The 24,236-nt window shown below is 37.2% G+C and carries 31 protein-coding genes; 21 read left to right on the top strand and 10 right to left on the bottom strand.

Annotated features, from left to right (window positions below; translation table 11 throughout):
• Positions 1–632, bottom strand: a 632-nt coding sequence (locus tag AS180_RS03395) for an SH3 domain-containing protein (RefSeq protein WP_226372920.1), incomplete at its 3' end; no start/stop codon positions are given.
• Positions 633–1,074: 442 nt separating this feature from the next.
• On the opposite strand from AS180_RS03395, the gene AS180_RS03390 reads away from it, so the two are divergent.
• Positions 1,075–1,641, top strand: a complete 567-nt coding sequence (locus AS180_RS03390; protein ID WP_025911285.1) for a GrpB family protein — start codon at positions 1,075–1,077, stop codon at positions 1,639–1,641.
• Between the two features lie 37 nt (positions 1,642–1,678).
• Here AS180_RS03390 and AS180_RS03385 read toward each other — a convergent pair whose 3' ends face one another.
• Positions 1,679–2,362, bottom strand: coding sequence for a DUF4397 domain-containing protein (locus AS180_RS03385; protein ID WP_025911287.1), 684 nt, complete (start codon positions 2,360–2,362; stop codon positions 1,679–1,681).
• A 208-nt stretch (positions 2,363–2,570) separates the two neighbouring features.
• Here AS180_RS03385 and AS180_RS22170 point away from each other — a divergent pair, with 208 nt between their 5' ends.
• On the top strand, positions 2,571–2,732 hold the full coding sequence (locus AS180_RS22170) for a hypothetical protein (RefSeq protein WP_156413433.1): 162 nt from the start codon (positions 2,571–2,573) through the stop codon (positions 2,730–2,732).
• A 62-nt stretch (positions 2,733–2,794) separates the two neighbouring features.
• Here AS180_RS22170 and AS180_RS03380 read toward each other — a convergent pair whose 3' ends face one another.
• Positions 2,795–3,085 carry a hypothetical protein gene (locus AS180_RS03380; RefSeq protein ID WP_025911288.1) on the bottom strand — a complete coding sequence of 97 codons (291 nt, stop codon included), beginning with the start codon at positions 3,083–3,085 and terminating at the stop codon, positions 2,795–2,797.
• Between the two features lie 181 nt (positions 3,086–3,266).
• On the opposite strand from AS180_RS03380, the gene AS180_RS22165 reads away from it, so the two are divergent.
• Positions 3,267–3,416, top strand: a complete 150-nt coding sequence (locus AS180_RS22165) for a hypothetical protein (protein WP_156413432.1) — start codon at positions 3,267–3,269, stop codon at positions 3,414–3,416.
• Positions 3,417–3,602: 186 nt separating this feature from the next.
• Here the strand turns inward: AS180_RS22165 and AS180_RS03375 are convergent, their stop codons facing one another.
• Complete coding sequence (locus AS180_RS03375; RefSeq protein WP_025911289.1) at positions 3,603–3,896, bottom strand: putative quinol monooxygenase; 294 nt, start codon at positions 3,894–3,896, stop codon at positions 3,603–3,605.
• Between the two features lie 177 nt (positions 3,897–4,073).
• Here AS180_RS03375 and AS180_RS03370 point away from each other — a divergent pair, with 177 nt between their 5' ends.
• A complete protein-coding gene (locus tag AS180_RS03370; protein WP_025911292.1) occupies positions 4,074–4,388 on the top strand; it encodes an ArsR/SmtB family transcription factor in 315 nt (104 codons plus the stop codon).
• A gap of 113 nt (positions 4,389–4,501) precedes the next feature.
• Positions 4,502–4,663: a hypothetical protein gene (locus AS180_RS22160; RefSeq protein ID WP_156413431.1), complete on the top strand. Its 162-nt coding sequence runs from the start codon at positions 4,502–4,504 to the stop codon at positions 4,661–4,663.
• Between the two features lie 62 nt (positions 4,664–4,725).
• Here the strand turns inward: AS180_RS22160 and AS180_RS21500 are convergent, their stop codons facing one another.
• On the bottom strand, positions 4,726–5,088 hold the full coding sequence (locus AS180_RS21500; protein ID WP_076512423.1) for a CHY zinc finger protein: 363 nt from the start codon (positions 5,086–5,088) through the stop codon (positions 4,726–4,728).
• A 161-nt stretch (positions 5,089–5,249) separates the two neighbouring features.
• Between AS180_RS21500 and AS180_RS03365 the strand changes: the two genes are divergently transcribed.
• A complete protein-coding gene (locus AS180_RS03365; RefSeq protein ID WP_025911295.1) occupies positions 5,250–6,314 on the top strand; it encodes an undecaprenyldiphospho-muramoylpentapeptide beta-N-acetylglucosaminyltransferase in 1,065 nt (354 codons plus the stop codon).
• Positions 6,315–6,390: 76 nt separating this feature from the next.
• Here the strand turns inward: AS180_RS03365 and AS180_RS03360 are convergent, their stop codons facing one another.
• Complete coding sequence (locus AS180_RS03360; protein ID WP_025911297.1) at positions 6,391–7,053, bottom strand: hypothetical protein; 663 nt, start codon at positions 7,051–7,053, stop codon at positions 6,391–6,393.
• A gap of 340 nt (positions 7,054–7,393) precedes the next feature.
• Here AS180_RS03360 and lepB point away from each other — a divergent pair, with 340 nt between their 5' ends.
• The 9 genes from lepB (at position 7,394) to AS180_RS03315 (ending at position 14,476) form a co-directional block, all read left to right on the top strand.
• A complete protein-coding gene (lepB, locus tag AS180_RS03355) occupies positions 7,394–7,948 on the top strand; it encodes a signal peptidase I (RefSeq protein WP_035321281.1) in 555 nt (184 codons plus the stop codon).
• An 82-nt stretch (positions 7,949–8,030) separates the two neighbouring features.
• The gene (locus AS180_RS03350) at positions 8,031–9,134 is read left to right on the top strand and encodes an oxidoreductase (protein ID WP_025911301.1); all 1,104 of its coding nucleotides are present in this window, start codon (positions 8,031–8,033) and stop codon (positions 9,132–9,134) included.
• 243 nt (positions 9,135–9,377) lie between these two features.
• Complete coding sequence (locus AS180_RS03345) at positions 9,378–10,271, top strand: sulfite exporter TauE/SafE family protein (protein WP_025911303.1); 894 nt, start codon at positions 9,378–9,380, stop codon at positions 10,269–10,271.
• Between the two features lie 316 nt (positions 10,272–10,587).
• Complete coding sequence (locus AS180_RS03340; RefSeq protein ID WP_025911304.1) at positions 10,588–10,827, top strand: hypothetical protein; 240 nt, start codon at positions 10,588–10,590, stop codon at positions 10,825–10,827.
• Positions 10,828–10,923: 96 nt separating this feature from the next.
• Complete coding sequence (locus AS180_RS03335; RefSeq protein ID WP_025911306.1) at positions 10,924–11,391, top strand: hypothetical protein; 468 nt, start codon at positions 10,924–10,926, stop codon at positions 11,389–11,391.
• A 625-nt stretch (positions 11,392–12,016) separates the two neighbouring features.
• Positions 12,017–12,463, top strand: a complete 447-nt coding sequence (locus AS180_RS03330) for a hypothetical protein (protein ID WP_035321291.1) — start codon at positions 12,017–12,019, stop codon at positions 12,461–12,463.
• Positions 12,464–12,475: 12 nt separating this feature from the next.
• On the top strand, positions 12,476–12,772 hold the full coding sequence (locus AS180_RS03325) for a hypothetical protein (RefSeq protein WP_025911357.1): 297 nt from the start codon (positions 12,476–12,478) through the stop codon (positions 12,770–12,772).
• A 2-nt stretch (positions 12,773–12,774) separates the two neighbouring features.
• Positions 12,775–14,067, top strand: coding sequence for a glutathionylspermidine synthase family protein (locus AS180_RS03320; RefSeq protein WP_035321296.1), 1,293 nt, complete (start codon positions 12,775–12,777; stop codon positions 14,065–14,067).
• Positions 14,060–14,476, top strand: a complete 417-nt coding sequence (locus tag AS180_RS03315; RefSeq protein WP_081801912.1) for a DUF350 domain-containing protein — start codon at positions 14,060–14,062, stop codon at positions 14,474–14,476. The genes AS180_RS03320 and AS180_RS03315 overlap by 8 nt, the downstream gene beginning before the upstream one ends.
• A 51-nt stretch (positions 14,477–14,527) precedes the next feature.
• Here AS180_RS03315 and AS180_RS23095 read toward each other — a convergent pair whose 3' ends face one another.
• Entirely contained in the window at positions 14,528–14,668 is a 141-nt protein-coding gene (locus AS180_RS23095) for a hypothetical protein (protein ID WP_175384183.1), read from the bottom strand.
• 178 nt (positions 14,669–14,846) lie between these two features.
• On the opposite strand from AS180_RS23095, the gene AS180_RS03310 reads away from it, so the two are divergent.
• Positions 14,847–15,272: a DUF6843 domain-containing protein gene (locus tag AS180_RS03310; protein WP_061786392.1), complete on the top strand. Its 426-nt coding sequence runs from the start codon at positions 14,847–14,849 to the stop codon at positions 15,270–15,272.
• A gap of 25 nt (positions 15,273–15,297) precedes the next feature.
• Here AS180_RS03310 and AS180_RS03305 read toward each other — a convergent pair whose 3' ends face one another.
• Entirely contained in the window at positions 15,298–15,750 is a 453-nt protein-coding gene (locus AS180_RS03305; protein ID WP_025911314.1) for a hypothetical protein, read from the bottom strand.
• 182 nt (positions 15,751–15,932) lie between these two features.
• Here AS180_RS03305 and AS180_RS03300 point away from each other — a divergent pair, with 182 nt between their 5' ends.
• The gene (locus AS180_RS03300; protein WP_025911316.1) at positions 15,933–17,270 is read left to right on the top strand and encodes a sodium-dependent transporter; all 1,338 of its coding nucleotides are present in this window, start codon (positions 15,933–15,935) and stop codon (positions 17,268–17,270) included.
• 306 nt (positions 17,271–17,576) lie between these two features.
• Positions 17,577–17,975: a hypothetical protein gene (locus tag AS180_RS03295; protein WP_225002376.1), complete on the top strand. Its 399-nt coding sequence runs from the start codon at positions 17,577–17,579 to the stop codon at positions 17,973–17,975.
• Positions 17,976–18,036: 61 nt separating this feature from the next.
• Here the strand turns inward: AS180_RS03295 and AS180_RS03290 are convergent, their stop codons facing one another.
• Positions 18,037–19,734, bottom strand: a complete 1,698-nt coding sequence (locus AS180_RS03290) for a catalase (RefSeq protein ID WP_025911319.1) — start codon at positions 19,732–19,734, stop codon at positions 18,037–18,039.
• Positions 19,735–20,157: 423 nt separating this feature from the next.
• Here AS180_RS03290 and AS180_RS03285 point away from each other — a divergent pair, with 423 nt between their 5' ends.
• The gene (locus tag AS180_RS03285) at positions 20,158–21,327 is read left to right on the top strand and encodes a C40 family peptidase (RefSeq protein WP_025911321.1); all 1,170 of its coding nucleotides are present in this window, start codon (positions 20,158–20,160) and stop codon (positions 21,325–21,327) included.
• 109 nt (positions 21,328–21,436) lie between these two features.
• A complete protein-coding gene (locus AS180_RS03280; RefSeq protein WP_025911324.1) occupies positions 21,437–21,748 on the top strand; it encodes an MTH1187 family thiamine-binding protein in 312 nt (103 codons plus the stop codon).
• Between the two features lie 305 nt (positions 21,749–22,053).
• Here AS180_RS03280 and AS180_RS03275 read toward each other — a convergent pair whose 3' ends face one another.
• A complete protein-coding gene (locus tag AS180_RS03275; protein WP_025911325.1) occupies positions 22,054–23,655 on the bottom strand; it encodes a PucR family transcriptional regulator in 1,602 nt (533 codons plus the stop codon).
• Positions 23,656–23,919: 264 nt separating this feature from the next.
• Between AS180_RS03275 and AS180_RS23795 the strand changes: the two genes are divergently transcribed.
• Positions 23,920–24,231: a hypothetical protein gene (locus AS180_RS23795; protein WP_258954102.1), complete on the top strand. Its 312-nt coding sequence runs from the start codon at positions 23,920–23,922 to the stop codon at positions 24,229–24,231.
• Positions 24,232–24,236: the final 5 nt, after the last annotated feature.

Below are 24,236 nucleotides of genomic sequence, written 5' to 3'. Positions count from 1 at the left end.
TGCGACCAGTCTCCGTTTTCTTTAATCACGGTGACTTTGGCATTGCGCGGCAAGTTGGTAACGATGGAAGCTGAAGTGCTAGCGGCAGAACGAACGTTTAAAGAGCTAGCATTCACGGTCGCTTGTTTGGAAACAGACGTACCTTCATCTTTAGGTGCATCGGCTTTCACATCGGCTAAGTATTTGTTGGCAACCCAGCCAGTTTTACCGTTACTCGTTTTAATCTGTGACCAGTCTCCGTTTTCTTTAATCACGGTGACTTTGGCATTGCGCGGCAAGTTGGTAACGATGGAAGCTGAAGTGCTAGCGGCAGAGCGAACGTTTAAAGAGCTAGCGTTCACGGTCGCTTGTTTTGAAACAACATTTGTGGGTGATGTTTTTTTCTCTATGTATTCACTTGATATCCAAGCGTCTTTGCCATTAAGTTGGATTTTTGCCCATCCTTGTTGTTCTGTTAATACATTAATTGTGTTTCCTTTATACAGCTTGCCAACGATTGCCCCACTTGTGCTTGGAATTGCCCGCACGTTTAATGATGTGGCATTAACAGTCGCTGGTTGAGCGGCTTCAGCTTCTAAATTAAAAAAAAGAGCCGAAGAGCTCAGAGCAGCAGTTGTACAAACTGCATACATCATGTGTTTATTATTCATCTTTTCCTCCTTGCATTCTACTAAATTTACTTAAAGATAAAATGGATTTCAAAGCATATATCGGCAACTTAACCAAAAATTCAAGGTAAAACTATATTTCTCTTAAGTTACCTACATTATCCATCATACTACATGTCGAACGGTGACGGTATAATGAATTTGTCCTAAACAAATGGAAGATAAAAAGGGAGAGTGCTTTAGCGTTAACTTTTAATTCATAAAAAAAAGAAGCATATATAAGGGAATATTAACAAGTAAATGGAGTATTTATTAATAATTTAGTCCACATTGCTCAGAATGAAATGGTCAATTTTCATAAAATTTTTGAAAGAGGAAATTGTATAAAAATAATTATTAGAAAATTATTTATTTTTAATTAATTTAGTGGTAAATTATAAAGAAAGCTAAAGAGAGGTGGAGATCATTGGTTGAACTTGTGAATTATGAAACAAAATGGCCGGTTCTTTATGCATTTGAAAAAGAAAAGGTAACCTCAATGCTTAAAGACTTTTCAATTGAAGTTAAGCATATTGGAAGTACAGCTATCCCTAATATGTCGGCTTCTCCAATTATCGATGTATTAATAGGTATTCAACGTTCTGAGGACTTAACGTCAGTTATTGAGATATTGCAAAATGGCCCATATGTTTATATAGAAGAAATGAATATATTTATTGCTCTAAAAGATGAGGCTTCTTTGTCGCATTATCCAAAATATATAAAGGAAAATGACTCCTACTGTGCAATACCAACTCATATTCAACACGCTCATCTGTACGTAACGGCCGTTGATTCAGCCTTTTGGGATGGCTGCTTAGCGTTTCAAGATGAACTTAAGAAAAGTGAAAGGCTACAGGAAGGGTATATAGACCTTAAAAACAAACTTGCATCTTCATACTGGAATAATTATGAGCGATATATGGAAGAAAAACAGGCTTATATTCAAGCGTATGTTTCTTCTAAAACTTTGCAATCAACAGATATAAAATAGAAAAAGCCAGCGCAAAAACGCGCTGGTTTTTTAAGCGTTACTTTGTATCTTCTAAGATAATTGTTTCAAGTTGGCTTGCAGTATTCACGGCTAAAACCGTATAATTCTTACCATTTTCTACTTTAGTACCTGGAAGTCCAAGTATTTCTTTGCCATCTTCGGTTGTTACGCTTAAATCATAAGCACCAGGAGCAAGAGTCTGGTAGTCGGATACTGTTTTGAATGCTAAATTTGTAAACAGTGGAGCGGCTCCTTTTGGTCCAACGTTAACAGCTGGAGCATCAGGTGAAAAGTGAGCAACACGAACTTTTGCTTTATCAGGCGTTCCTACCGTATTGTTGGAGATTGCTTTTAGTTCTAACATATCTACTTTGTTAATAGCAGCAATCGTGTAAGACTTTCCACCTTCTACAACAAGCGTTGCTTTTACTACGGGCTCTTTTGTTCCTTTTGTACCAGTTGCATAAACTTCTACTTCATGTGATCCAGCAGGTACTTGTAAAAAATCCGTAGTATCTTTAAATTTAACACCTTCAACAACGGGTTTTGTATCTAAGAAGATATCAACTGCAGGCGCATCTGGAGAAGCATGTACGATGCGAACATCAGCATTCTTTGCAGGAACTGCTTCGTTAGGCGCTTTTGTTTCAGAAGCAAATACAAGTGTGCGGCTTATGGCAATCAGCATAATCGCCGTAAGTATAACTAATAGTCGTTTCATGTTCTTTCACTCCTCATTTCATCTTGAGACAGTTGTATGTAAGGAAACTGTTCAACTATTAGCGTATACAAATTAAAAGCAACTATACGAAAAAATGAGACTGAGACATAAGTAGTTCAGCCTCTACTATACCTGAACGATTGAGAGTTCATAACTTTTAATCGTTCAGGTTTTTTTTGTTGATTGTGAAAACAATGTTGGAAACAGGGTGGAATGGAGCGTAGGACACTCGACTCCTGCGGGAAATAGAGGAAAACGTGAGATCCCGCAGCGCAGCGAGGAAGCTCAGATTCCTCCCCGCGGAAAGCGAGTGGCCGTAGCGCAATGGAACGAATGTGTTGAGACAAACCAAAGAGATGGGAACAGCTAGTGTTCGTCTTTTAGAAGCAATCATTTTGTTATGTCCCAAACTCATTTTGTTAGGGGGCCCTTTTAGCGATAAGGGCGTAAGAAAAATGTGCGGAATAGAGCAATAACTGCAAGCAACGTAGTTAATCCCCAAGTGAAGATATAGGCTAATCCCAGCCCAATATTTGCATCTAAATAGTTATGTTTGGATTCATCGTATAGAGCATAAAGCAAAGGAGCAGAACAAACGAAAAAACTCGCAAGTAGTGCAATTCCTTTCCAAGGTTTAGGGCGTCTAATTGTCCAGAATAAGCATAAAAAAGCAACGAATAGTAAAAGAAACGTTCCCACTTGTATTACGTTTAAAATAATCATACCGCTAATCACCTTCTTAATAATTGACTATGACTATTATAGGCATAGAACTTGGAAAAAGAAAGGAAAAAGAGGCTGGGACATAAGTAATTCAGCCAATGATAAACCTGAACGATTGAGAGTTTCTCACTTTTAATCGTTTAGGTTTTTTGTTGATTGTGAAAACAATGTTGGAAACAGGGTGGAATGGAGCGTAGGATACTCGACTCCTGCGGGAAACAGAAGGAAAACTGAGATCCCGCAAGCTCAGGTTCCTCCCCGCGGAAAGCGAGTGGCCGTAGCGCAATGGAACGAACGTGTTCTGACAAACCAAAAAGATTGGAACAGCTAGTGTTCGTCTTTTAGAAGCAATCATTTTGTTATGTCCCAAACTCTTTTACATTGAACTGAAATCCATGCTTTTCTAACATGGCGCGAACCTCAGGATAATAGATCGTTTTATAAATAGAACTTACTGTTTGTGACCAGTTGCGTATCCATTAACTTGGCTGGACTCATACTTTCAAAGTGCTTTGAATTATTCGGGCTTAGAAAATGAAGTTTTTGCTTCTAAAGGAGCTACTAACACACCATCTTTAGCAAACTGAACGAACGATACAAAGTGAGCAGATTGATTATGAGCTTGAATAGAAGCCTCATCTTTCCACTGTTCAAGCATTACAAATGAATTTTTTTCAAATGCGTCTTCAAATAATTGATAGCTCACGTTTCCATCCTCTTCAGTAGAATGTTTAATTAATGTTTGAATAGCTTCTAAAAAAGCATCGCGCTTTGCAGGATTAATTTTCATATAAGCTTGAATGGTAATCATATTTATTTCCTCCTAAAATGAAAAGGTTTTTTAGTCGTATTTAAAACGTTAGTCTTATTAGTTCGAAAACCATCGAACAATGAACACTATATCACTTGAAAAGTGGCCATGCAAGCATTAAAGTTCGGAGATTATCAAACATTGAAAAGAGGTATGAGAATGTGATACCTTTTACGTATGAGAAATCCATATCAACCATCCAAATCTGAAATTCGTTTAACGTCTATCTTACATGCTTTGAGTGATCCAAATCGCTTGCGTATTGTACAATGTTTAGGGAAAAGAAAGGAGAGTCACTGTTCTTATTATCAGACGCTTAATGTATCAAAATCAACGCTATCCCACCATTTTAAGGTACTGCGCGAAGCAGGAGTTATCAAGGTTAGAATTGAAGGAACACAGCACTTTTACTCACTGCGAATAGAAGATCTAGAGGAGCTATTTCCAGGTTTGCTCTCAGCAGTAGTTAACGTTAACGAAGAGTTACTATAAAAGAGGCTGGGACATAAGTAATTCAGCCGATGATAAACCTGAACGATTGAGAGTTCATAACTTTTAATCGTTCAGGTTTTTTGGTTGATTGTGAAAACAATGTTGGAAACAGGGTGGAATGGAGCGTAGGACACTCGACTCCTGCGGGAAAGAGAGGGAAAACTGAGATCCCGCAGCGCAGCGAGGAAGCTCAGGTTCCTCCCCGCGGAAAGCGAGTGGCCGTAGCGCAATGGAACGAACGTGTGGAGACAAACCAAAGAGATGGGAACAGCTAGTGTTCGTCTCTTAGAAGCAATCATTTTGTTATGTCCCAAACTCTTCTTAATGAATGAAGCACTTAGACCTCAAAATAGAGGTGAATATGCAAGTTACATCCTGGATTGAAAGCAGCTTGGCAGTGTGGGCATCGTGATTTACAAGATAAGTACTCAGTAACGCTTAGCTCATTATGACATGCACCACAGAGGATAGCTTTTGTATTAAACAGCTTTTGAGGCCAAACTTTAGCTGAGTGATCTGCTGTTTCTTCATGACAGCGATGGCAAGGATAGTAGTCTTCACAGCAATAAAATTTTATTGAAATAATATCTTTAGCGGAATGATAATGAACGCAACGCGTTTCTTGGTCGATTGTTTTTCCTTTAACGTTCTTAATGAGAATCACATCCTTTTTGAAAGCTAAACATGATAATTGTATCATGAAATTGAGCATCGTTTGGATTTTAAACAGTATATATACATAGAAGGTGTTATAATAAATGCGTTAAGCCTTTATCATTTATATAAAGGCAAAGGCAAAGAATCTTTCAATGAATAGAAAATTAAAAATGCGTGAAATGCAGTGTAAAGAGAGGAAATAAGATGAGTAAGAACGTAATTGTATTTACTGGCGGGGGAACAGCTGGCCACGTTACTCCCAATATTGCTATTATGAAAGAGTTAGATCAAGAGAAGTGGGATATTCACTATGTAGGCTCTCATAATGGGATTGAAAAAGAATTAATTACAAACTTAGATATTCCGTATTATGCGATTTCGAGTGGGAAACTTCGTCGATACGTGGATATGGAAAATGTAAAAGACGTCTTTCGAGTAGTTAAAGGTGTAGGAGACGCAAGGCGAGTGTTAAAAAAGCTTAAACCTTCGCTTGTGTTTTCTAAAGGTGGATTTGTAACGGTACCTGTCATTATGGCAGCGAAGTCGCTTAATATTCCAGTATTTATTCATGAGAGTGATTTAACTCCGGGACTGGCAAATAAAATCGCTCAGCGTTTTGCAACAAAAATTTTCACATCATTTGACGAAGCAGCTGCTTATTTTCCGAAAGAAAAAGTGCAGGTTGTGGGTTCGCCGATTCGTCGAGAATTATTTCACGGAAAAGCAAACAACGGTCAAAGCTGGCTCCGCTTTTATGATAAAAAGCCAATTCTTACAATCATGGGTGGAAGCTTAGGTGCGCGAAAAATTAATGAAGTTGTTCGTGAATCGCTTCCAGAACTTCAAAGAAAGTTCCAAATTGTACACCTGTGTGGAAAAGGCAACGTTGATGAGAGCTTAGTTAACTTGCCGAGCTATCGCCAGTTAGAGTACGTGAACGAAGAGCTACCTGACGTGTTAGCAGCGACTGATTACGTCATTACGCGCGGAGGATCTAATGCTATTTTCGAATTTTTAGCTCTTCATAAGCCAATGATGATTATTCCTTTATCTAAAGCGCAAAGCAGAGGAGATCAAATCCTGAATGCAAAAGCCTTTCAAAAGAAAGGTTACTGTACCGTTTTAGAAGAAGAGCAGATTACAAAAGAAACATTTTTACAAGAATTAGAGCTTCTTCAAAAACAAGCAAGTGAAATGAAGCGTACAATGCGTGAAGCGACAAAAACAGACGCTATTTCTGTGTTAGTGAAAGAGATAAATCAAATTTAAAGCATGTAATTTAAGTACCAAAAAAAATCAGCTGCTATAATAAGGAGCTGATTTTTTTATGGGAAAGTTGATGGGTTTACTTTACAACAATCGTTTCTTTTTGCTTTTTGCCTTCTTTTTCCCATGTTACTTCAATCATGGCAAACGTAATGTCTTCTGTTACTTGGCTGCTGTCTTTTACGTCATAAGCTTTAAGGTTATTACTTAATACCGTATCAACAGAAAGAAGCTGTTCGGCATTTTCTTTTTGAATAGGTTGCACGGTGGTATAGCTTTTAACTTCGCCTTCTTCTTTTAGAAATTCTACTTTGCCACGCCAATGTGCTGTTTTTCCTGCTAACGTTTTAATGGGTTTATCTATTCTCTTAGCGGTAGATTTGTGATCATTGGCATGAATAAAGGACAAGATATTATCGCGCATTAACGTCATGGAATAGTTATGATAAAAATCTTTATCAATTTCCCCTTTTTGAAGAGCCCGATCAAGCTGAGAAAATTGCTTATCCGCTAAAAATAAAAGAAGTTCCTGCTCATTAATATTTCGTTTTTCGGCCATTTGAGCAATCGTCGTGCCACTTTTCCATTCTTTTTTAAATTCTTTACTATTTATATGTAAAAACTCTCTTAACTCGGTATAGTTATAGCGATACTGAAAGCGTGGTTCTTCAGCAGCCCATGAGGTAGAGGTACAGGTGAAAAACAGCATTAATGTTGTTAAGAGAAGGATGATTTTTCTCATGTCGATTACTCCTTTCATCTGATTGTTTGTTATTGGTTAGCTTTTAACAGATAGAGTAAATTATGCATTATTCTTTACTTATCACCTCATTAGGCAATATGATGAAGTATGATAAAAAAATGACAATTTGATAAAGAATATGTAAAAGCTAGTCTCTATTAGCTTCATGATGATATAATAAGAGGGGTAAAGACGTAACTTGCGTAATGGAAACCTCTAATGTTAAATTAGGGGTTATTTTTTTACTATGTAAGTTAGTCTTTCTACTATGTAATGAGAATAAATGTGTAAAGAAGAAAATAATAAAACAAATGAATGTTTCAATAAAGGAGTTCAAAACATGGCTACTGAAAAGACGACAAGTGATCAGCTGAGAAGTCTGTTTAAGTCCTTAGTCTGCATAATTGCACTTATATATATTATTCGTACTTTTATATTTGGCCCATATATAGTCCAAGGAGCTTCGATGAACCCGACGCTAGAAAATGGGGAACGATTGTTTGTTAACAAATTGTCTTACGCTATCCATGATTTGCAACGTGGAGATATTATCATTGTTGATGGAAACGGAGAAGCTAAGCATTATGTAAAACGAGTAGTTGGGTTACCTGGAGAGAAAATTGAAATGAAAGATGATGAACTATATATTAATGATAAGAAAGTAAAAGAACCGTATTTAGAGCGTAATTTACAAGCGGCTCGATACTTACAAATGCAGTTAACCGGAGATTTTGGCCCGATTAAGGTCCCTTCAGACTCAATATTTGTAATGGGTGATAATCGATTATATAGCAAAGATAGTCGAAATGGATTAGGGAATGTTAACATCAATGATGTAGTAGGAAAGGCAGAATTTGTTTTCTACCCCATTCAGGACGTAAGGAACGTTTACTAAATAACGTTCCTTTTTTATGTGATAAATCGTCATAAAGGATTGAAATAAAAGCCAAGCTAAAAGAAAAAAGGGTGTGAAACCTTTGAACGCCTCATATGAAAAATTATTTAAACATTTTAAATTTGTCCACGGAATGGAAATGAAAAATCGCCTTGTTATGGGGCCTTTATTTACGCAGAGTTCTCATGAAAATGGAGAGTTGTCTGATAAAGATATGGCTTTTTATCGAGAGCGAATCAAGGATGTTAGCATGGTGATAGTAGGCCCCGCTTATATAGAAGAAGGCGGAAAGACAATGGATGGTCAATTAGGGATTCATAGAGATTATGTAGCAAGAAAACTCCATGAATTTACAGCCATGGCAAAAAGAATGAAGGTTAAAACGATTTTACGCATCTCTCATGGTGGAGCTTTGTCAGCTGAGTATTTAAAAGTTGGGGACAAAGCAGTTGCTCCTAGCAGGGTGGCGGTTCGTAGAAAAGGAAAAAAACCAAAAGAACTGAATGAACCTCAAATAGATCATACGTTACACGCATTTGCTCGTGCAACCGAGCGTGCTATTCAAGCTGGCTTTGATGGGGTTGAAATTGAAGGAGGAAGCGGGCATCTTTTACAGCAGTTTACTTCAAAGCAAGCAAATCATCGTAAAGATACTTTTGGAGGAACAGCTGAAAATCGCCTATCTTTTTCAATTCAAGTTATTCGCACGGTCTCCAAAGTTATTAAAAATACTACTAATAGACCCTTTTTACTTGGTTATGCGATGACTCCGGAGGAAAAGGGATATGGAGGCAATAAGGTAGATGATACCATGGTATGGATTGATCAGTTAATTGAAGAAAAAGTTGACTATGTTCATTTAGAAGTCAAATCTTTTCATGCTAAAACAACGCCTCATAAAGAGGGTGAGGCTGAGGTTGTGCCAGCGATTATTAAACGTGTAAATCAGCGCATTCCCATTATTAGCGGAGGAAATTTATTTACACCTTTACAAGTGGAGGAGGCAATTAGAGGAAAGTTATCAATGGTAACGATTCAACAAGCTTTAAATCTAGATCCTTACTGGGTGGAAAAAGTAAGAAGAAGCGAAGAGCCATTCTATGGAAAGATTCCTGAATTAGAAGAAGTTGAAGCTTATCAAAAATTAGATAGTAATGAGGTTGAAGATTTATTGGAGGAACTTTAAAAAAGAGAAATCATTATTTATGATTTTCAAAAAACATAGTTGACTTCTAGGAATAGTTTGAATTAAAATGAAACCATCTCATAAAAGCTGAATATACTGTAGCTAGCAATGAGTGGGCTGATCGGAAAAACCGAAGGCTTCTAACAATAGGTTAGGAGTCTTTTTTTGTTACCCAAATACAAAAAGGACTTTAACTATAAAAGAAAACAATTTATCATCATGAAAGGGTAAGGAAATAAAAAAATGAAAAAACTACTTACGTTTGCAATTATCGGATTTTTCGCTCAATTAATTGATGGATCGTTAGGAATGGCTTACGGAGTTACATCAACCACGCTATTACTCACATTTGGAATTGCACCTGCTGTTGCATCTGCATCCGTTCATTTAGCGGAGGTCGTAACGACTGCTGCATCAGGAGCTTCCCATATTAGATTTGGAAATGTTGATAAGACAACCGTATTACGCTTAGTAATTCCAGGGTCAATTGGAGCGTTTGTTGGAGCGTGTTTTTTAAGTAACATACCAGGTGATATGGTAAAGCCTTATATCTCTACATTTTTACTGCTATTAGGGGTTTACGTTTTAATTCGGTTTTTATTTATTTTTAAAGTGAGTGAGGAAAGGGAAGCAAAGCCATTATCTGCAAAACAATCAATTCCTTTGGGGTTAATAGCGGGATTCGCTGATGCTACGGGGGGAGGAGGATGGGGACCAATTGCTACCCCAGTTTTATTAACAAAACGTGGATTGAGTGCTCGTAAAGTTATTGGTACAGTAGACACGAGTGAGTTTGCTATTGCGGTTTCAGCTACTTTAGGATTCTTAATTTCGCTTGGTTGGGAACAAGTGAACTGGATGTGGGTAGCTGCTTTAATGATTGGTGGAATTATTGCAGCGCCAATCGCAGCTTGGCTTGTACGAATTATTCCAGCCCATTTATTAGGGGCGTTGGTAGGTGGCTTTATTATTTTGACTAATGCACGAACTCTTTTAATGTCTAGCTCTGTTTCTACTCCTATGCAAACAGCTATCTATGCGTTTATTTTAATTGTTTGGGCTGCTTCCATCACGTTAGCGTTAAGAAGAGGTCAAAAAGAAAAAAAGAAGCGGGAAACCTTGCAAATAAAGTGGTAAATAATTAAAGAGTGAGGCTGGGACATAAGTAATTCAGCCAATGATAAACCTAAACGGTTGAGGGCTCCTCACTTTTAATCGTTCAGGTTTTTTGTTGATTGTGAAAAAGATTTTGGAAACAGGGTGGAATGGAGCGTAAGACACTTAGCTCCTGCGGGAAAGAGAGGGAAAACTGAGATCCCGCAGCGCAATCGAACAAACGTATTCTGACAACGTAAAGAGATGAGAAAAGGAGTTGTTCTTCTTTTTGAAAACTTGTTTTGTTATGTCCCACCTTCATGTATATATTGCCTTATAAAAGAAAGGAGCTATTGATATGCCGTTTAGCTATGTAGAATCGTTATCTTGTCCAAAATGTCAAAAGAAATATGATGCATCTAAAGCTAGAGGGGCAGCGACCTTTGCTGCGGTGAGACAACTAAAAGCGAGTGGGTGGCTAAAAGGAACGGAGCACATAGTTTGCTTAAATACAGGACAAGGAATTAAATACCCAGAGAGCGTAGAAGAACATGTAGAAGTTTTACAACCTAGTGATCGAATTTCATTTATCAGATAATGCTTAATTTAGTAGTGCTATGGTACAATAAGGATAAAAATGACCGAATGAAGATTATATAATCTTCATTGGAATATAAAGGTGTGAAAGAAGTTTGTGGTTTATTTTATTCTAGTTCTTGTAGCAGCAATCGAAATTATTGTTTTAGGAATTAATCGATCCGTATTTGCCAATATCCCATTGGTAGAATTTTATATTGTCCCGCTTATAGCTGTAATAGCAGCTGCTATTTTATTATCAAAGCGACCGAACCGAATGATGCGAGTAGCTCGACAAGGGTTCTTTACAGCAGCCATTATTGTGTTAGTATTTGTCCCAGTTATTTATACAAACAACCTTCCATTATATAGTTACGAAGAGGCAAAAGATATACTCGCCCAGCGAGAACAGCTTCTTCTATCTCAATTTATGGAAGGTGATAAAGTGTATGAAGCAAATGGTCCTCAGAATTCTCAAAAGAGACAATATTTACTTACAGTTGCGCGTGGAGAGCAAGTGTTAAAGTATGCTTTTGACCCTTTTAGCGGAGGTTTTGAACTAATATCGAGAGGTAGCAAAGAGTAAAAGGGGCTGGGGCATAAGTGTTTCAGTCAATGATTTGAGGCTGGGACATAAGTAATTCAGCCAATGATAAACCTGAACGATTGAGAGTTTCTCACTTTTAATCGTTCAGGTTTTTTGTTCGTTGTGAAAACAATATTGGAAACAGGGTGGAATGGAGCGTAAGACACTCGACTTCCCGCAGAAAGTGAGTGTCTGCAGCGCAATGGAACGAACTTGTTTTTACAACTTAACGATGTTAGAACAGTCATGATTCGTCTGTGAAAAGGAACCATGTAGTTACGTCCGAGTTTCTTTTTTGTAAGTTACATGTACTAGTTTGACAAAATTCTTAACGAGATTTTGTATAGATTGAGAGAGGGCTTCTTATCGCAATAGTAAGTTTTGTACTTTTTTTTATTACAGAATTTGTTATTATTAGGTAGGTGCTGTAGGTTATTAAGTTATTACATTATTAGTACAAGGCTCATATGAAATGATCATATTAAAATCAATGATATCTAGTCGATTCAGACAGCTGAATCGATTTTTTTGAGAAAATATTGTTAAAAATTTGAAACTTTCATGTTTGCGTCGCGTATATAATGGTGTAATGTCACACAATCGTCACAAACGGAGGTGAAAAAAGATGGAGAGTTTGTTGGAATACCGTCTATTGAAATTAAATGAAACATATACTTCTATTTATCATTATGAGTCTATTGAACTAGAACAAGTGCTTGCTCGGAGGGAATGTGAATTTTTCGTAAAAGAAGGTGTTACCTATAAGCAGCGTTCGTCTGCTTTTGAAGATGATATTCATGTAATCTACGTTGATGAATATGAGCATGCTCCTAAAGAGGAGAAGGAAAGTGATAGCGAATATTTAACGCTTGAAATTCGAGAACTGAATTCGTATCGTAATCACCCGTTGCTTACAATCAAGTCCCTCTCCAATCACCTTGAAGTGCTCTCATATTTAGGCACTGTTTATAGTTATTTCAACGGTCGAGAATGGGAGCGGGACTCAGCAGAAATTGATGAAGACCGAAAAGTATATGTACTATATGTCACCGAAACAGGAGTTAAGTATTGAGGAGGAAGAAAGATGTCAAAAACAAAAAAAATGATGGCTGGCGTTTTAACCACTGTAATGGTTACTTCACTCGTTGGCTGCGGGTCGAATCGCCCTCCTGAACCGGATGATGACAGCTGTAGAGACTGGGATTGGGATGAAGATACTCAAACATATTATTGTGATAGCTCATCAAGTACAACTGGTGGAGGCCACTACTATCATAATGGAAAAACATATAGCTCTAAAAAATCCTTAACAAGTGACTCATCCTATAAATCTTATAAATCTGGAATTGGATCAGGGACTAAAGGTGGTTTTGGGGGATAAACATGACCGATATACGCAAACAATTCTATGAAAATATCGACTCGTTTTGGCATGATTTATACGATGAAGAGTACGCTTTATACGATATAAAAGTCGAAAAGGCAGAAAAAATTAAGCAGGTTAAAACCGCTGCAGATCGAGTGGGGCATGTATTTTTTAAAACAGCTCATCTTTTACGAGCGCTTGACGACGAAACGTTGCAATCATTAGGATTTCCAAAAGAAGTTTTACCTTATATTCGGCTTCAGACCATGGAGGTAGAAACTGTGATTTCTCGAATTGATTTCATCGTTAACGAATCTGGTATCAAAGTGATGGAGTTAAATGCGGACACTCCTACCTTCATTAAAGAATTATTCCACGTGAATCGTCGTGTTTGCAAGCAGTTTGGTTTACATGATCCTAATCAAAAAGAAGAAGAACATTTATCTCGTGTATTAAAAGAAGCCATTTTCAAAGCTTATGAAAAGCTTGGGAAGACGACGTATCCGCATATTGTTTTTTCATCCCATGGTGACCATGAAGAAGACAAATGGACAACAATGTATTTAATGGAACAAGCCAATGTAAAAGCAAGGTATGAACCGTTAGATAAGCTTAGAATTGTAGATAAGCCAATACATGAACAAGGAGAGCTTATTTTAGAGTCAGGACTATATGATACGACCGGGCAGAAAATTGACGTTCTTTATCGACAAACGTATCCCATTGAACACTTAGTGAACGATAGAGATCCAGTTACAGATGAAGGCGTTGGTGAGATGCTTTTAAAGCTTGTCAAAGATAAACAACTCGCAATTATCAATCCGCCATCTGCTTTTTTATTGCAATCAAAAGCAATTCAAGTTGTGATTTGGGGCCTGTATGAGCAGAAGCATCCGTTTTTTACAAAAGAAGAGCATGAATGGATTTATACTTATTTCTTACCTACATATTTAGAAGAAGATGTTTTTATAAAAAGTCAAAAGCCTTATGTAAAAAAGCCTTCGTTTGGTCGAGAAGGTGATACGGTTGAAATATATGAAGGTTCAGGTAAAAAAGTGGCTGAGGACGCACAAAAAACGTATGAAGATGAAGTGCCTGTTTATCAACAATTCTTAGAACTTGACATAGCAGAAATTGTCACAGAGAAAGGAAAACAAACAGCCCATATTATGTATGGTTGCTTTTTACTAAATGGAAGGCCGAGTGCAGTTGGTATTCGAGCGGGAAATCAAATTACTGATAATGCATCTTATTATTTGCCAATTGGATTAAAAAATGAAAGTGAGGATGAAAAAAATGGCGTTGACTGAATGGATTGAATGGGGAAGTATTGGTAGCTTTCTAGCTCACGTAGTTGTAGGTTTACTTTTGTTATTTCTTGGAATTATCGTATTTGAATTAACAACAAAGTTTAATGACCGTGAACTTATTCGAAAAGGAAACCTTGCCGTGGCACTTAAGTTATGGGGAAAAGGAATTGGTCTTGCAATTGTTATTTACACGGTTTGGAGCAATAGCTTTAACTTAGTTGATGCAGCTGTTTGGGGCATAGTGGGAATTGTAACACAGGTGATTGCTTATTGGATTATTGAATACGTTATGACACCTAAAACAAACTTGGCAAAGAAAGTTGAAGAAGGTAATATTGCCGTTGGTTTTACGCTGTTTGCTGCTGCGATTGCTGTTGGCTTTATTGTTGCGGGAAGCTTAACTTATTAACGTTAGCTGAAATGTTAAAGAATGAACGATAGACAAAAGGCGATTCCTTGATTAAGGGGAATCGCTTTTTGGTACTTTGGATTGCTCAGCATCAAGAAGCTCTTTTGTACGAGCTCGATCGGCTTGAACAATTCGTTGCTGCATATAAAAAGGAATCACAAACAGCAAAATAAATAAAAACAAATAGCCCATGTGCTTTCCTCCACAATTAAAAGTCTTACTTTTATTATGTGAAAAAATAATAAAAATAATTCTCTGTAGAAATTATCATTCAGCATATATTTTTCTCGTGTTCGTTCGCATAGTTTTATATTCAAAACAAACACTAAATACAGCCTTTTATACTGAATAAATTAAAGAGGGTGAATGAATGAAAAAGAGATTTTTGTTGTTAAGCTTTACAATGATGCTATTAATAAGTTGCAGTCGTTCAAATGAAACAGCTAGGCCAAGCCTCTATTTAATTCCCGATGGATATAGAGGTTGGGTGGCGGTTGAATATGATAAAGATAACGGGCAACCTACGGAAATGGAAGGGGAATATACAGTTTTTCATATTGACCAAAACGGCAGAAGTCGAACAAAAACGTTACTGACGCATGAAGGATGGGCTACGAATAAATATTACTATGTAAGCGACGGTGGCGATAGAAAAGAGTTAAAACCAGGAAAAATGATTCATGGCGCAACGGAAGGGACAGAAAATACCAATCATACAATTGAGTTTTTCTTTGTAGGAAGCGCAGATGAATTTGACAAAGCAGGTGATTACAGAAGGGAATATAAATCAAACTAAAAAAGTAGTCAGCTATGAGTGCTGGCTACTTTTCGGAATGAAAAACACTAAATTTGAGCTGTTCAATTTTAGCTAGCGCTTCTTTTTGATCTTCGCTGCTTGTAACCCAGCTAGGAACATAAACATGGAACAAATCGGGCTCGGGAATATGCCTTGGGTGGCCGACTTTAACATAGGATTCAATGTATTGTAAGTGTTCTAAATTATATGCCCATAGCAAATGATTTGGACAAGATGTTTTTAAATACAAAGGCAAGTTGAAAAAGGGATCGAATCCTTCTTTAAATTCAAAAGAAATTTCCATTTTATGTGAAGCACTATCATCATAACCGCAGTTTGAGCATTCACACTGATGTAACCCATTGATATGGCTAACTGAAGTTATACGAGCACAAAGTTGACAGCTTGGACATTGAACTAAAATAAAATCATGAAACTTATATAAGCATTCTTTTTTGTTTTCTTGTTGATTTGTCATCATTTGTACCTCAAATTGTAAAGCTTTTAGAAAAAGTAAAGAGTATTTTTACTTTAAACGTTTACTCTCTATATTATTCATACCATAGCTTTTACAGGAAAACAATAAAAAACCTTTTCGGAACCAAAGTTGTGTGATATAGTATGACAAATCAGAAAAAATATAGAGAATGGTGAGATGAGATGAGTCAACAGGAACAATGGACATCAAAAATTGGCTTTATTTTAGCTTCGGCTGGTTCCGCTATCGGAATTGGAGCTATTTGGAAGCTTCCTTATGTAGCAGGTACAAGTGGGGGAGGAGCGTTCTTTCTTCTATTTATTCTGTTTACAGCTATTATCGGTCTTCCTTTACTACTAGCAGAGTTCGTATTAGGACGTAATACGCAAAAAGAAGCAATTCGTGCTTATGACGCTGTAGCGCCCAAATCCATCTGGAAAGGAATTGGCTACCTAGGCGTAATTACGTGCTTTATTTTGTTATCATTTTATAGTGTAGTTGGCGGCTGGATTTTACAATACTTATTTGCCAGCGTGACAGGTGGACTCAGTGGAGTGAAAGACTATAGTACATTGTTTGGTAACACAATTGCTAATCCAACAAGCGCTGTAATTGCACAGTTTGTATTTTTACTCCTGACAATTATCGTAGTATCTCGAGGGATTCAAAACGGAATTGAAAAAGCAAACAATATTTTAATGCCTGCATTATTTGTACTTTTTATTGCTATTATTATTCGATCTTTAACATTAGATGGCGCAATGGAAGGCGTCAAGTTTTTTCTTTATCCAGATTTTACAAACTTAACGTCTGAAGCTATTTTATTTGCGATGGGTCAGGCATTCTTTTCATTAAGTGTGGGTGTTTCCGTAATGGTAACGTATAGCTCATATTTAACGAAGCAACAGAACTTGCCGAAATCTGCAGTGTCTATTGCTGGTTTAAACATTGTCATATCTCTATTAGCTGGCCTTGCAATTTTTCCAGCAGTTTTTTCAATGGGAGGAGAGCCTGCAGAAGGACCTGGGCTGTTATTTGTAGTTTTACCTACAATTTTTGAACAACTTCCTTTTGGACTAGTATTCCAAACATTGTTTTTAGCGCTATTTTTATTTGCAACATTGACATCTGCTTTTTCTATGCTTGAGATTATTGTGGCGTCATTAGCAAAAGGGAAATCTGGTAAACGTATTAAGTTGTCATGGATATCTGGAGTATTAATTTTTATTGTTGGTATTCCTTCAGCACTATCGTTTGGACCGCTAGCAGACGTAATGATTTTTGGTAAATCAATTTTTGATGCTGCCGATTTTTTAGTAAGTAATATTTTAATGCCGTTAGGTTGTTTGCTCTTAGCTTTATTTGTACCATGGAAAATGAAAAAAGCTGTCTTAATTGAAGAGTTTCAACAAGGTTCTAACAATGTGAAAAAGTGGTTTGCGCTTTGGTTACTAGTCATTCGCTATGTAGCTCCCGTATTAATCATCATTGTATTTGTAAATATGTTAGGCTTTCTTTGATAAGTTGCGAGAGAACGCTGTTTTGACGGCGTTCTTTTTGCTATGAGTAAAAGGGGGGACACGCAGGTGGTTAATTTCTTATATGAGATGTTTGTTGGTGTCGGAGTATTTGTTTTGCTGTTTGTTTTATTAATAATTGCTAGAGTTGTGGGGAGTAGAAAGAAGTAGATGGTAACAAATTCTATTTGAATTTCAAAAAAAATAGTACACGTTATTAAAAAATGTGGTAGTATAATATCCTATGAGCATAATTAGACAATGTTCGCATGTGTTGTGATGAAGCGTTTTTTAGAAAGAGGGATCGTCTTGAGTGAGGAAGTTCTGGTCAAGATTCTATCTCAAGCGTATGAACAAAATAAGACGTTACCAATTGTCTCATTAGCGTCTTTCTTTGACGAAAATAGTTTGCATTTTCGAGTGAAAGCTACGCTGCCAACCGGTCTTACGTATCGTACGCTTATGTCAATTCAGAATAAAACGTGTGTCCAAGATGTGTTAGTGGAAGTACTACAAGTCGATCATGTTAACAATGATGGACCAGTTTCTGAATGTGTTTATATTTTAACAAATGGCACAGCGAAAGAGGTTGAACAGTGGGTTGAACCACTACAGCCGACAATGGTGTGCGAAGGATATTTATATGGCGAACCGTACAATGCGCCACAGCTAAAACATGACTACCGCGTGTTTGCTGTAAAATGGTAATCCCGTTTCGAACAAAAACAGCCCCCCTGCTAGTAGGGGGGCTGTTTTTGTTGAAATATGTTTAATAAGGGTGGGCATCGTGTCCTTTTTGTTCAGCTTCTTGTACAGCATCAGAAGCCTTATTACTTCCTAAAGGAGAACCCCCTTCAATTGGGAAGTGCCCAAATGATGGGGTGATTTCGGATCCAGCTTCCATATCATAAGTGCCATCATCATTCATCGTAAAGCCAATGCCAGCTGCCACTTGTCGACCATAATCTTCGTCGCACTTTGTTAAAAGCTCGATCATACGCTGTTGGATATGTTGGTGACAAGGCTTAAGCCCGTCCACAAGGTTTTGAATCAAATCTTTACGCTCCCATTCTTCTAGTAAACGATAGCGCTCACCAGCTTGCTTGAAATCATTTGTACGTTCAATTTTTTCTTTTTTAAGATGGCCTTCTACTTTGGGTTGATGAGGTTTAGGTCTATCTGTTGCTTCTTTAAGGCCACCTAAAAGCGAAGGTTCATAGTTAACATGAGGGTTTTGGGTCGGTGCCTCATCCACATGGTAAGCCATTTGGCCATCTCGTTGATTTGTTGCTACATGCTTTTTTGGTGCATTGATCGGCAGCTGCAAGTAATTTGCACCAACGCGATGACGCTGAGTATCTGAGTAAGAAAACGTTCTACCTTGAAGCATTTTGTCATCAGAGAAGTCAAGACCATCTACTAACACGCCAGTTCCAAACGATATTTGCTCGGTTTCAGCAAATACATTATTCGGGTTTTTATTAAGGACCATTTTCCCAACTGGTAGAAACGGAAATTGATCTTCAGGCCAAATCTTTGTATCATCTAAAGGGTCAAAATCCAGTTCAGGGTGTTCGCCATCCTCCATAATTTGCATGCAAAGCTCCCATTCTGGATAATCTCCTTTTTCAATTGCCTCATATAAATCTTGCGTAGCGTGACTAATGTTCTTTGCCTGAATAGCTTCAGCTTCGCTCTGAGTAAGATTTTTAATACCTTGTTTTGGCTCCCAGTGGTATTTAACTAAAAAAGCATCCCCATTTTTATTTACCCACTTATATGTATTAACTCCTGAGCCCTGCATTTGACGGTAGTTAGCTGGAATCCCCCATGGAGAAAATAAAAAGGTAATCATGTGCATTGATTCAGGCGTTTGGCAAATGAAATCGAAAATTCGTTCCGTATCTTGTCTGTTTGTAACAGGATCTGGTTTAAATGAGTGGATAAGGTCAGGGAACTTAATTGCATCCCGAATAAAAAAGATTTTTAAGTTATTTCCCACCAAGTCCCAATTTCCATCCTCTGTGTAAAATTTAACTGCAAATCCTCGAGGGTCACGCATCGTTTCTGGAGAATCTTTTCCATGAGTAACAGTGGAAAAACGTACAAACACAGGAGTTTGCTTACCTGCTCCTGAAAAAACTTTTGCACGCGTATAATTCTCTACAGGTTCGTCACCTAGTTTTCCATATGTTTCAAAGTATCCGTGAGCACCGGTTCCTCTAGCGTGAACTACGCGTTCTGGTATACGTTCCCTATCGAAATGGGCAAGTTTTTCAATTAGTTGATAGTTCTCTAAAGTAGCAGGGCCGCGATTTCCAATTGTGCGACTGTTTTGGTTATCACGAATGGGGTGTCCTTGACGAGTTGTTAATGTTTGTTCATCTTCACCTTCAGTAAATCGCTTATCTTCAGAATCACCGGCGCCATTTACGTTCGTACCGTGAATTCCGTCTTTGTTAGACATTTACGTATTCCTCCAATCAGCTTAAGTTATTACAGTAAACTATTTTTTCCATGTTTTATCATTTTATGCATCTATTTCATTTGAAAAGGTGCATAAACGAAAAAAACACAAAAAAGTTTCAGCTTTTGGTAAAAATATGACGAACTATACAAAAAAATAATTGAAATATAAACATAATGTTAACGGTGATTTTAGAACCAATCTTACCCTCCGAAAAGGAATTTAAATGTAAAATAAAGTTAATTAAATAATCTTATATACTTATAAAGTACTGAAAATGTCATTCTGTAGGCATAGAAACGGAAGAAAAATGTCGGTTCTTGTAACAAAAATGTAATATTGGTGATGTTATTTTGTAATACAGTGTTGTTACAATGTAAACGTCTTAGATTAGTAGATTATGACAATGGAGGAACCTTTTCTATGAAAAAGTTAATATATTCTTTAGCATTATGTGGATCTTTAACAGTAGTACCAACAATTAGTGAAGCGGCATTAGGTGATACAACTTTACGTCCAGGAATGAGTAATTCAGATGTAAAACAATTACAACAACAATTAAAAAACAAGGGTTATTTTACATACGGTACAACTACAAATTATTATGGAACAATTACAAAGAGCGCAGTTATGAACTTTCAGCGTGCGAACGGATTAGCTGCAGATGGAATTGCCGGTAAAAATACATTTAGTAAACTGTTAGGAAGTAGTTCTAATTCTTCTAGCACATCTAGCACTTTATTACGTGTTGGTTCTAGAGGTGCAAATGTTCAATCTCTACAACAGCAGCTGAAAAACAAAGGTTATTTCAAGGGAAATACTACTCAATATTTTGGGTCAATTACGAAAAATGCAGTTATGGCTTTTCAACGTGCGAATGGTCTGTCAGTAGATGGAATTGCAGGGCCAGCTACGCTTAATAAACTGAAAAATGGTGGAACTAGCGCTGGTTCAGGCTCTACTTCAACGGGTACATCATCTATATTACGTTCGGGCATGTCTGGTTCATCAGTAAGTAGCTTGCAACAAAAATTAAAAAATAAAGGTTATTTCTCTGCTAACGTAACGGGATACTACGGTTCAATTACAACAAGTGCAGTTCGCTCGTTCCAACGCGCAAATGGCTTGTCAGCAGATGGAATTGCAGGGCCAGCTACGATGAACAAATTAAATTCTAGCTCAAGTTCAAACAACACTACGTCTAAGCCAAGCGTTAGTACGCCATCAAGCTCTAGTGCTTCAAAAGTAACTTCATATGGGAAACGTTTCGTGGGAACACCATACGTATGGGGAGGGACTTCTCCAAGTGGATTTGACTGCAGTGGATTCTTAAACTATGTATATCGTAACGCTGCAGGAGTTAGCTTACCGCGTACAGTTGCGGGTATCTACAGCACAGGAACTCGTGTTAGCACACCGAGCCCAGGAGATATTGTATTCTTTGAAACATATCAGCCGGGTGCAAGTCATGCAGGAATTTACTTAGGTGGAGGTCAGTTCCTTCATGCATCATCATCTAAAGGTGTTATGATTAGCTCTATGAGTAACTCATACTGGCAGCCTCGTTATTTAGGTGCGAAACGTTATCTATAAGTTTTAAAAGGGGATAATATACTATCCTCTTTTTTGTCATTGAAACAAGACAAGTATGACTTTTGTTTCTTTTTGGTATGATAAACATGAAAAAGGAGGAAGAAGTAATATGGCGATTGTAGATTTAACGATTATACCGGTAGGGACTAAAACGCCCAGCGTTAGCCAATACGTAGCGGATATTCAGAAAGTGTTAGAGAAATACAAAGAGGAGGTAGAGTATCAGTTAACTCCCATGAATACGCTTATTGAAGGTGAGCTTGGTCTTTTGTTGAAAATTGTTCAAGAGCTACATGAAGTTCCGTTTGAAAATGGAATCGAGCGAGTGTGTACTAACTTGCGTATCGATGATCGACGAGATAAAAAGCATACAATGGCTGGTAAATTAAAGGCTGTTGAATTAAAAATGAATCAAAACTAGCAGCTACCATCAGCTGCTAGTTTTTTTGTTACTTGTTTACCAAGAAGATGGTAACAAGGAGTATGTATGCATTTCATCATGGTACAGAAATTTTGTTAGTTGCGAGCCGTTAAACGTAAAGGAGTATGCTGGTTCTGCTTTTTCTCCTTTGGGAAATAAAATAGAGATTTTAGTGCCGCTTGAAGTAGTTGGAACTGTAAAAAATCTGAGTTAGTTAAATTGGTATAATCTAGAAGGGAATCTTTTGAATAAATTAATAAAGACTCTGAAACTGAGCTCTTACAGGGATGTAAGAGCTCAGTTTTTTAAATAAAGTTAGAGTGTAAATGAGTGTGGATTTGAAACGCAATTCGTAGTCGAAGCGTTTCTTCCGGTGTATGAACCGACCTCCCTAATATTTCTTCACACTTTTCAATTCGATAAATAACGGTGTTTCTATGAATAAATAACTGTTTGGCTGTTTCTGATATTTGACAATTTAAGTTTAGGTAAGTAGATAACGTGTCTAATAAAATAGGTTGGTCTTTTCGATCGTAGTGAAGAAGTCCTTCCAGCGCTTTTTCGTGATATTCTTCCAAGTCTGCAGAGGGAATAAGTCTTAAAAGTTCTCGAAATTGTTTTGGTTGATAAAATTGAATAGGTGCTGCTTGGTCGGTCATTTGAATGTTTTCAAGTGCTTCGATGGCCTCTTTGTACGAATCTATCACGGTTAATAGCGTCTGGCTTTGGTTTCCTATTCCGAAGCATACGTTTTGTTTATAATGTCTTTTTACAACCTTTTGAATAAGGATGAGCTGGTTTGCGATAAACTGATGCTTATCGTAACTATCAGGGAAAAATAAAATGACGTAGCGATTATCCTGTGTGAATAATAAGCTTGGAATAGGCTGTTTTGACAATTCGTACTCGATGAGCTCATAAATCATTTCGCTATCTGTGTATGTATAATGCTGTAATGGGATTTTCCCAACAGCACAAATGTACTTTTTGTCAGGAGAAAGTCCAATCTGCTTTCCGTGATAAGTGGCTTCATCTATATTTTTGAAGTAATCATGAGTTAGTTGATGGAAATATTCATTTTTCTTTCGGCGCTCTGCTTCTTTTAAAGCATGTTGACGCATCATTTCAAAGGAAAGTACATTCGCTGCTTGTTCAATTGTTAATAAGGATGATTCGTTTGGCAACATGCTGCGATAAATAACTAAAAAGTTGCTCTTGTGTGTATGTGTAGGAATTAAAAATAAGCTGAGTTCTTGTTTTGTTTTTGTGATAGAAAACGTAGCATAGCTGGCTTTAAGGTGAAAATAATTATTTATCTGAACGGCGATCTTTTCTAAAGAAGCTGATGCTTTTTCTTCTTTTTTCTCTGTGTGAAACAATAAATTTCCGTGAAGGTCGAATAGCCCAATTGGAGCGTCGCATAACGTTTGAAGTGAATGTAATATTTTTTCAACACCGTTTCCTTGTAGAATATAGGAGGAAAAGAGTTGATGAGTCATCATCGCTTGTTGAAGATCGCTTGTTTTTTTATCTAAAATAAAGCTTAAAGATTCGTTGATAATGGAACCAAGTGCTTCGTCTGTTTGTAAGTCGATGATAGGAAAGTTTAGCTTCTCTGCGAGTTCGCAAATAGATGAAGGTACTTGTTCGAAGAATCGCTTCGTTTTTATTGCTAGACCTGCGCACTGTTTTTTTGCCATGCCCTCAACCAATTGTAATAGGTTCTCTTCTTTTTCTTTAAAGTGATAGCCGGTTGTGACGAGCAGCTCCCCTTCTTTTAGAAACGTTAAAATATCTGGAGCGTCCATCATGTTAATATTTTGGACGGTTCTTGTTAACCCATTTTTTCCGGCCACAACAGATGCGCTAGCATAAGGCCGACTGCTTAATAATGTTTGTAACTCCATGTTCCCACCCCTTGTTATAAAAAGTTACATTAAATATTGCTATATTCCTATTTTAAAACATAAATTGGTTAAAATAAATAAAAAATTCAGAAAAAAATGTATAAAAAGTAAATGAATCGAGATAAAATCTTTTGTAAGATATATTATATAACATAATATGTAATAAAATATAACAATACGGAGGGGTTGGATGTCGCAGCCAGTTTTAAAAGAACATTCATTAAAAGAAGTAAAGAAAAAAGAGAATTTCCTCATATTTACTTCATGTTAGCCATTATCATTGGTGTAATGACTATTGCTACATATCTAGTTCCAGCAGGAGCGTATGATCGAGTTCAAGGAGAAGATGGGAGGGAAATGATTGACCCTACTTCGTATGCAGAATTGGAGTCAAGTCCTGTCAGTTTGCTAGGGATGCTAAAAGCTGTTCCCCAAGGCATGGTTGAAGCAGCTCCTGTGATTTTCTTTACATTTGTCATTGGAGGAGTATTTGTAACGCTTCGGTCAGCAGGTGTAATCGAACTTGGGGTTGGAAAAATAGCAAAAAGTTTTTTTCTCATAAGCCGAAGCTACTAATTCCG

The sequence above is a fragment of the Priestia veravalensis genome (genome assembly GCF_001457055.1).
Lineage (GTDB): Bacteria > Bacillota > Bacilli > Bacillales > Bacillaceae_H > Priestia > Priestia flexa.
Note: the sequence above shows the minus strand (reverse complement) of the source record. Positions and strands in the feature narration are given on the sequence as shown.

Excerpts from the sequence above, each read along its gene's own strand:
- AS180_RS03385 (WP_025911287.1), bottom strand. The coding sequence starts at position 2,362 with ATGAAACGACTATTAGTTATACTTACGGCGATTATGCTGATTGCCATA.
- AS180_RS03380 (WP_025911288.1), bottom strand. The coding sequence starts at position 3,085 with ATGATTATTTTAAACGTAATACAAGTGGGAACGTTTCTTTTACTATTC.
- AS180_RS03375 (WP_025911289.1), bottom strand. The coding sequence starts at position 3,896 with ATGATTACCATTCAAGCTTATATGAAAATTAATCCTGCAAAGCGCGAT.
- AS180_RS03370 (WP_025911292.1), top strand. The coding sequence starts at position 4,074 with ATGAGAAATCCATATCAACCATCCAAATCTGAAATTCGTTTAACGTCT.
- AS180_RS21500 (WP_076512423.1), bottom strand. The coding sequence starts at position 5,088 with ATGATACAATTATCATGTTTAGCTTTCAAAAAGGATGTGATTCTCATT.
- AS180_RS03365 (WP_025911295.1), top strand. The coding sequence starts at position 5,250 with ATGAGTAAGAACGTAATTGTATTTACTGGCGGGGGAACAGCTGGCCAC.
- AS180_RS03360 (WP_025911297.1), bottom strand. The coding sequence starts at position 7,053 with ATGAGAAAAATCATCCTTCTCTTAACAACATTAATGCTGTTTTTCACC.
- lepB (WP_035321281.1), top strand. The coding sequence starts at position 7,394 with ATGGCTACTGAAAAGACGACAAGTGATCAGCTGAGAAGTCTGTTTAAG.
- AS180_RS03345 (WP_025911303.1), top strand. The coding sequence starts at position 9,378 with ATGAAAAAACTACTTACGTTTGCAATTATCGGATTTTTCGCTCAATTA.
- AS180_RS03340 (WP_025911304.1), top strand. The coding sequence starts at position 10,588 with ATGCCGTTTAGCTATGTAGAATCGTTATCTTGTCCAAAATGTCAAAAG.
- AS180_RS03330 (WP_035321291.1), top strand. The coding sequence starts at position 12,017 with ATGGAGAGTTTGTTGGAATACCGTCTATTGAAATTAAATGAAACATAT.
- AS180_RS03325 (WP_025911357.1), top strand. The coding sequence starts at position 12,476 with ATGTCAAAAACAAAAAAAATGATGGCTGGCGTTTTAACCACTGTAATG.
- AS180_RS03320 (WP_035321296.1), top strand. The coding sequence starts at position 12,775 with ATGACCGATATACGCAAACAATTCTATGAAAATATCGACTCGTTTTGG.
- AS180_RS23095 (WP_175384183.1), bottom strand. The coding sequence starts at position 14,668 with ATGGGCTATTTGTTTTTATTTATTTTGCTGTTTGTGATTCCTTTTTAT.
- AS180_RS03310 (WP_061786392.1), top strand. The coding sequence starts at position 14,847 with ATGAAAAAGAGATTTTTGTTGTTAAGCTTTACAATGATGCTATTAATA.
- AS180_RS03305 (WP_025911314.1), bottom strand. The coding sequence starts at position 15,750 with ATGACAAATCAACAAGAAAACAAAAAAGAATGCTTATATAAGTTTCAT.
- AS180_RS03300 (WP_025911316.1), top strand. The coding sequence starts at position 15,933 with ATGAGTCAACAGGAACAATGGACATCAAAAATTGGCTTTATTTTAGCT.
- AS180_RS03290 (WP_025911319.1), bottom strand. The coding sequence starts at position 19,734 with ATGTCTAACAAAGACGGAATTCACGGTACGAACGTAAATGGCGCCGGT.
- AS180_RS03285 (WP_025911321.1), top strand. The coding sequence starts at position 20,158 with ATGAAAAAGTTAATATATTCTTTAGCATTATGTGGATCTTTAACAGTA.
- AS180_RS03280 (WP_025911324.1), top strand. The coding sequence starts at position 21,437 with ATGGCGATTGTAGATTTAACGATTATACCGGTAGGGACTAAAACGCCC.
- AS180_RS03275 (WP_025911325.1), bottom strand. The coding sequence starts at position 23,655 with ATGGAGTTACAAACATTATTAAGCAGTCGGCCTTATGCTAGCGCATCT.
- AS180_RS23795 (WP_258954102.1), top strand. The coding sequence starts at position 23,920 with ATGTTAGCCATTATCATTGGTGTAATGACTATTGCTACATATCTAGTT.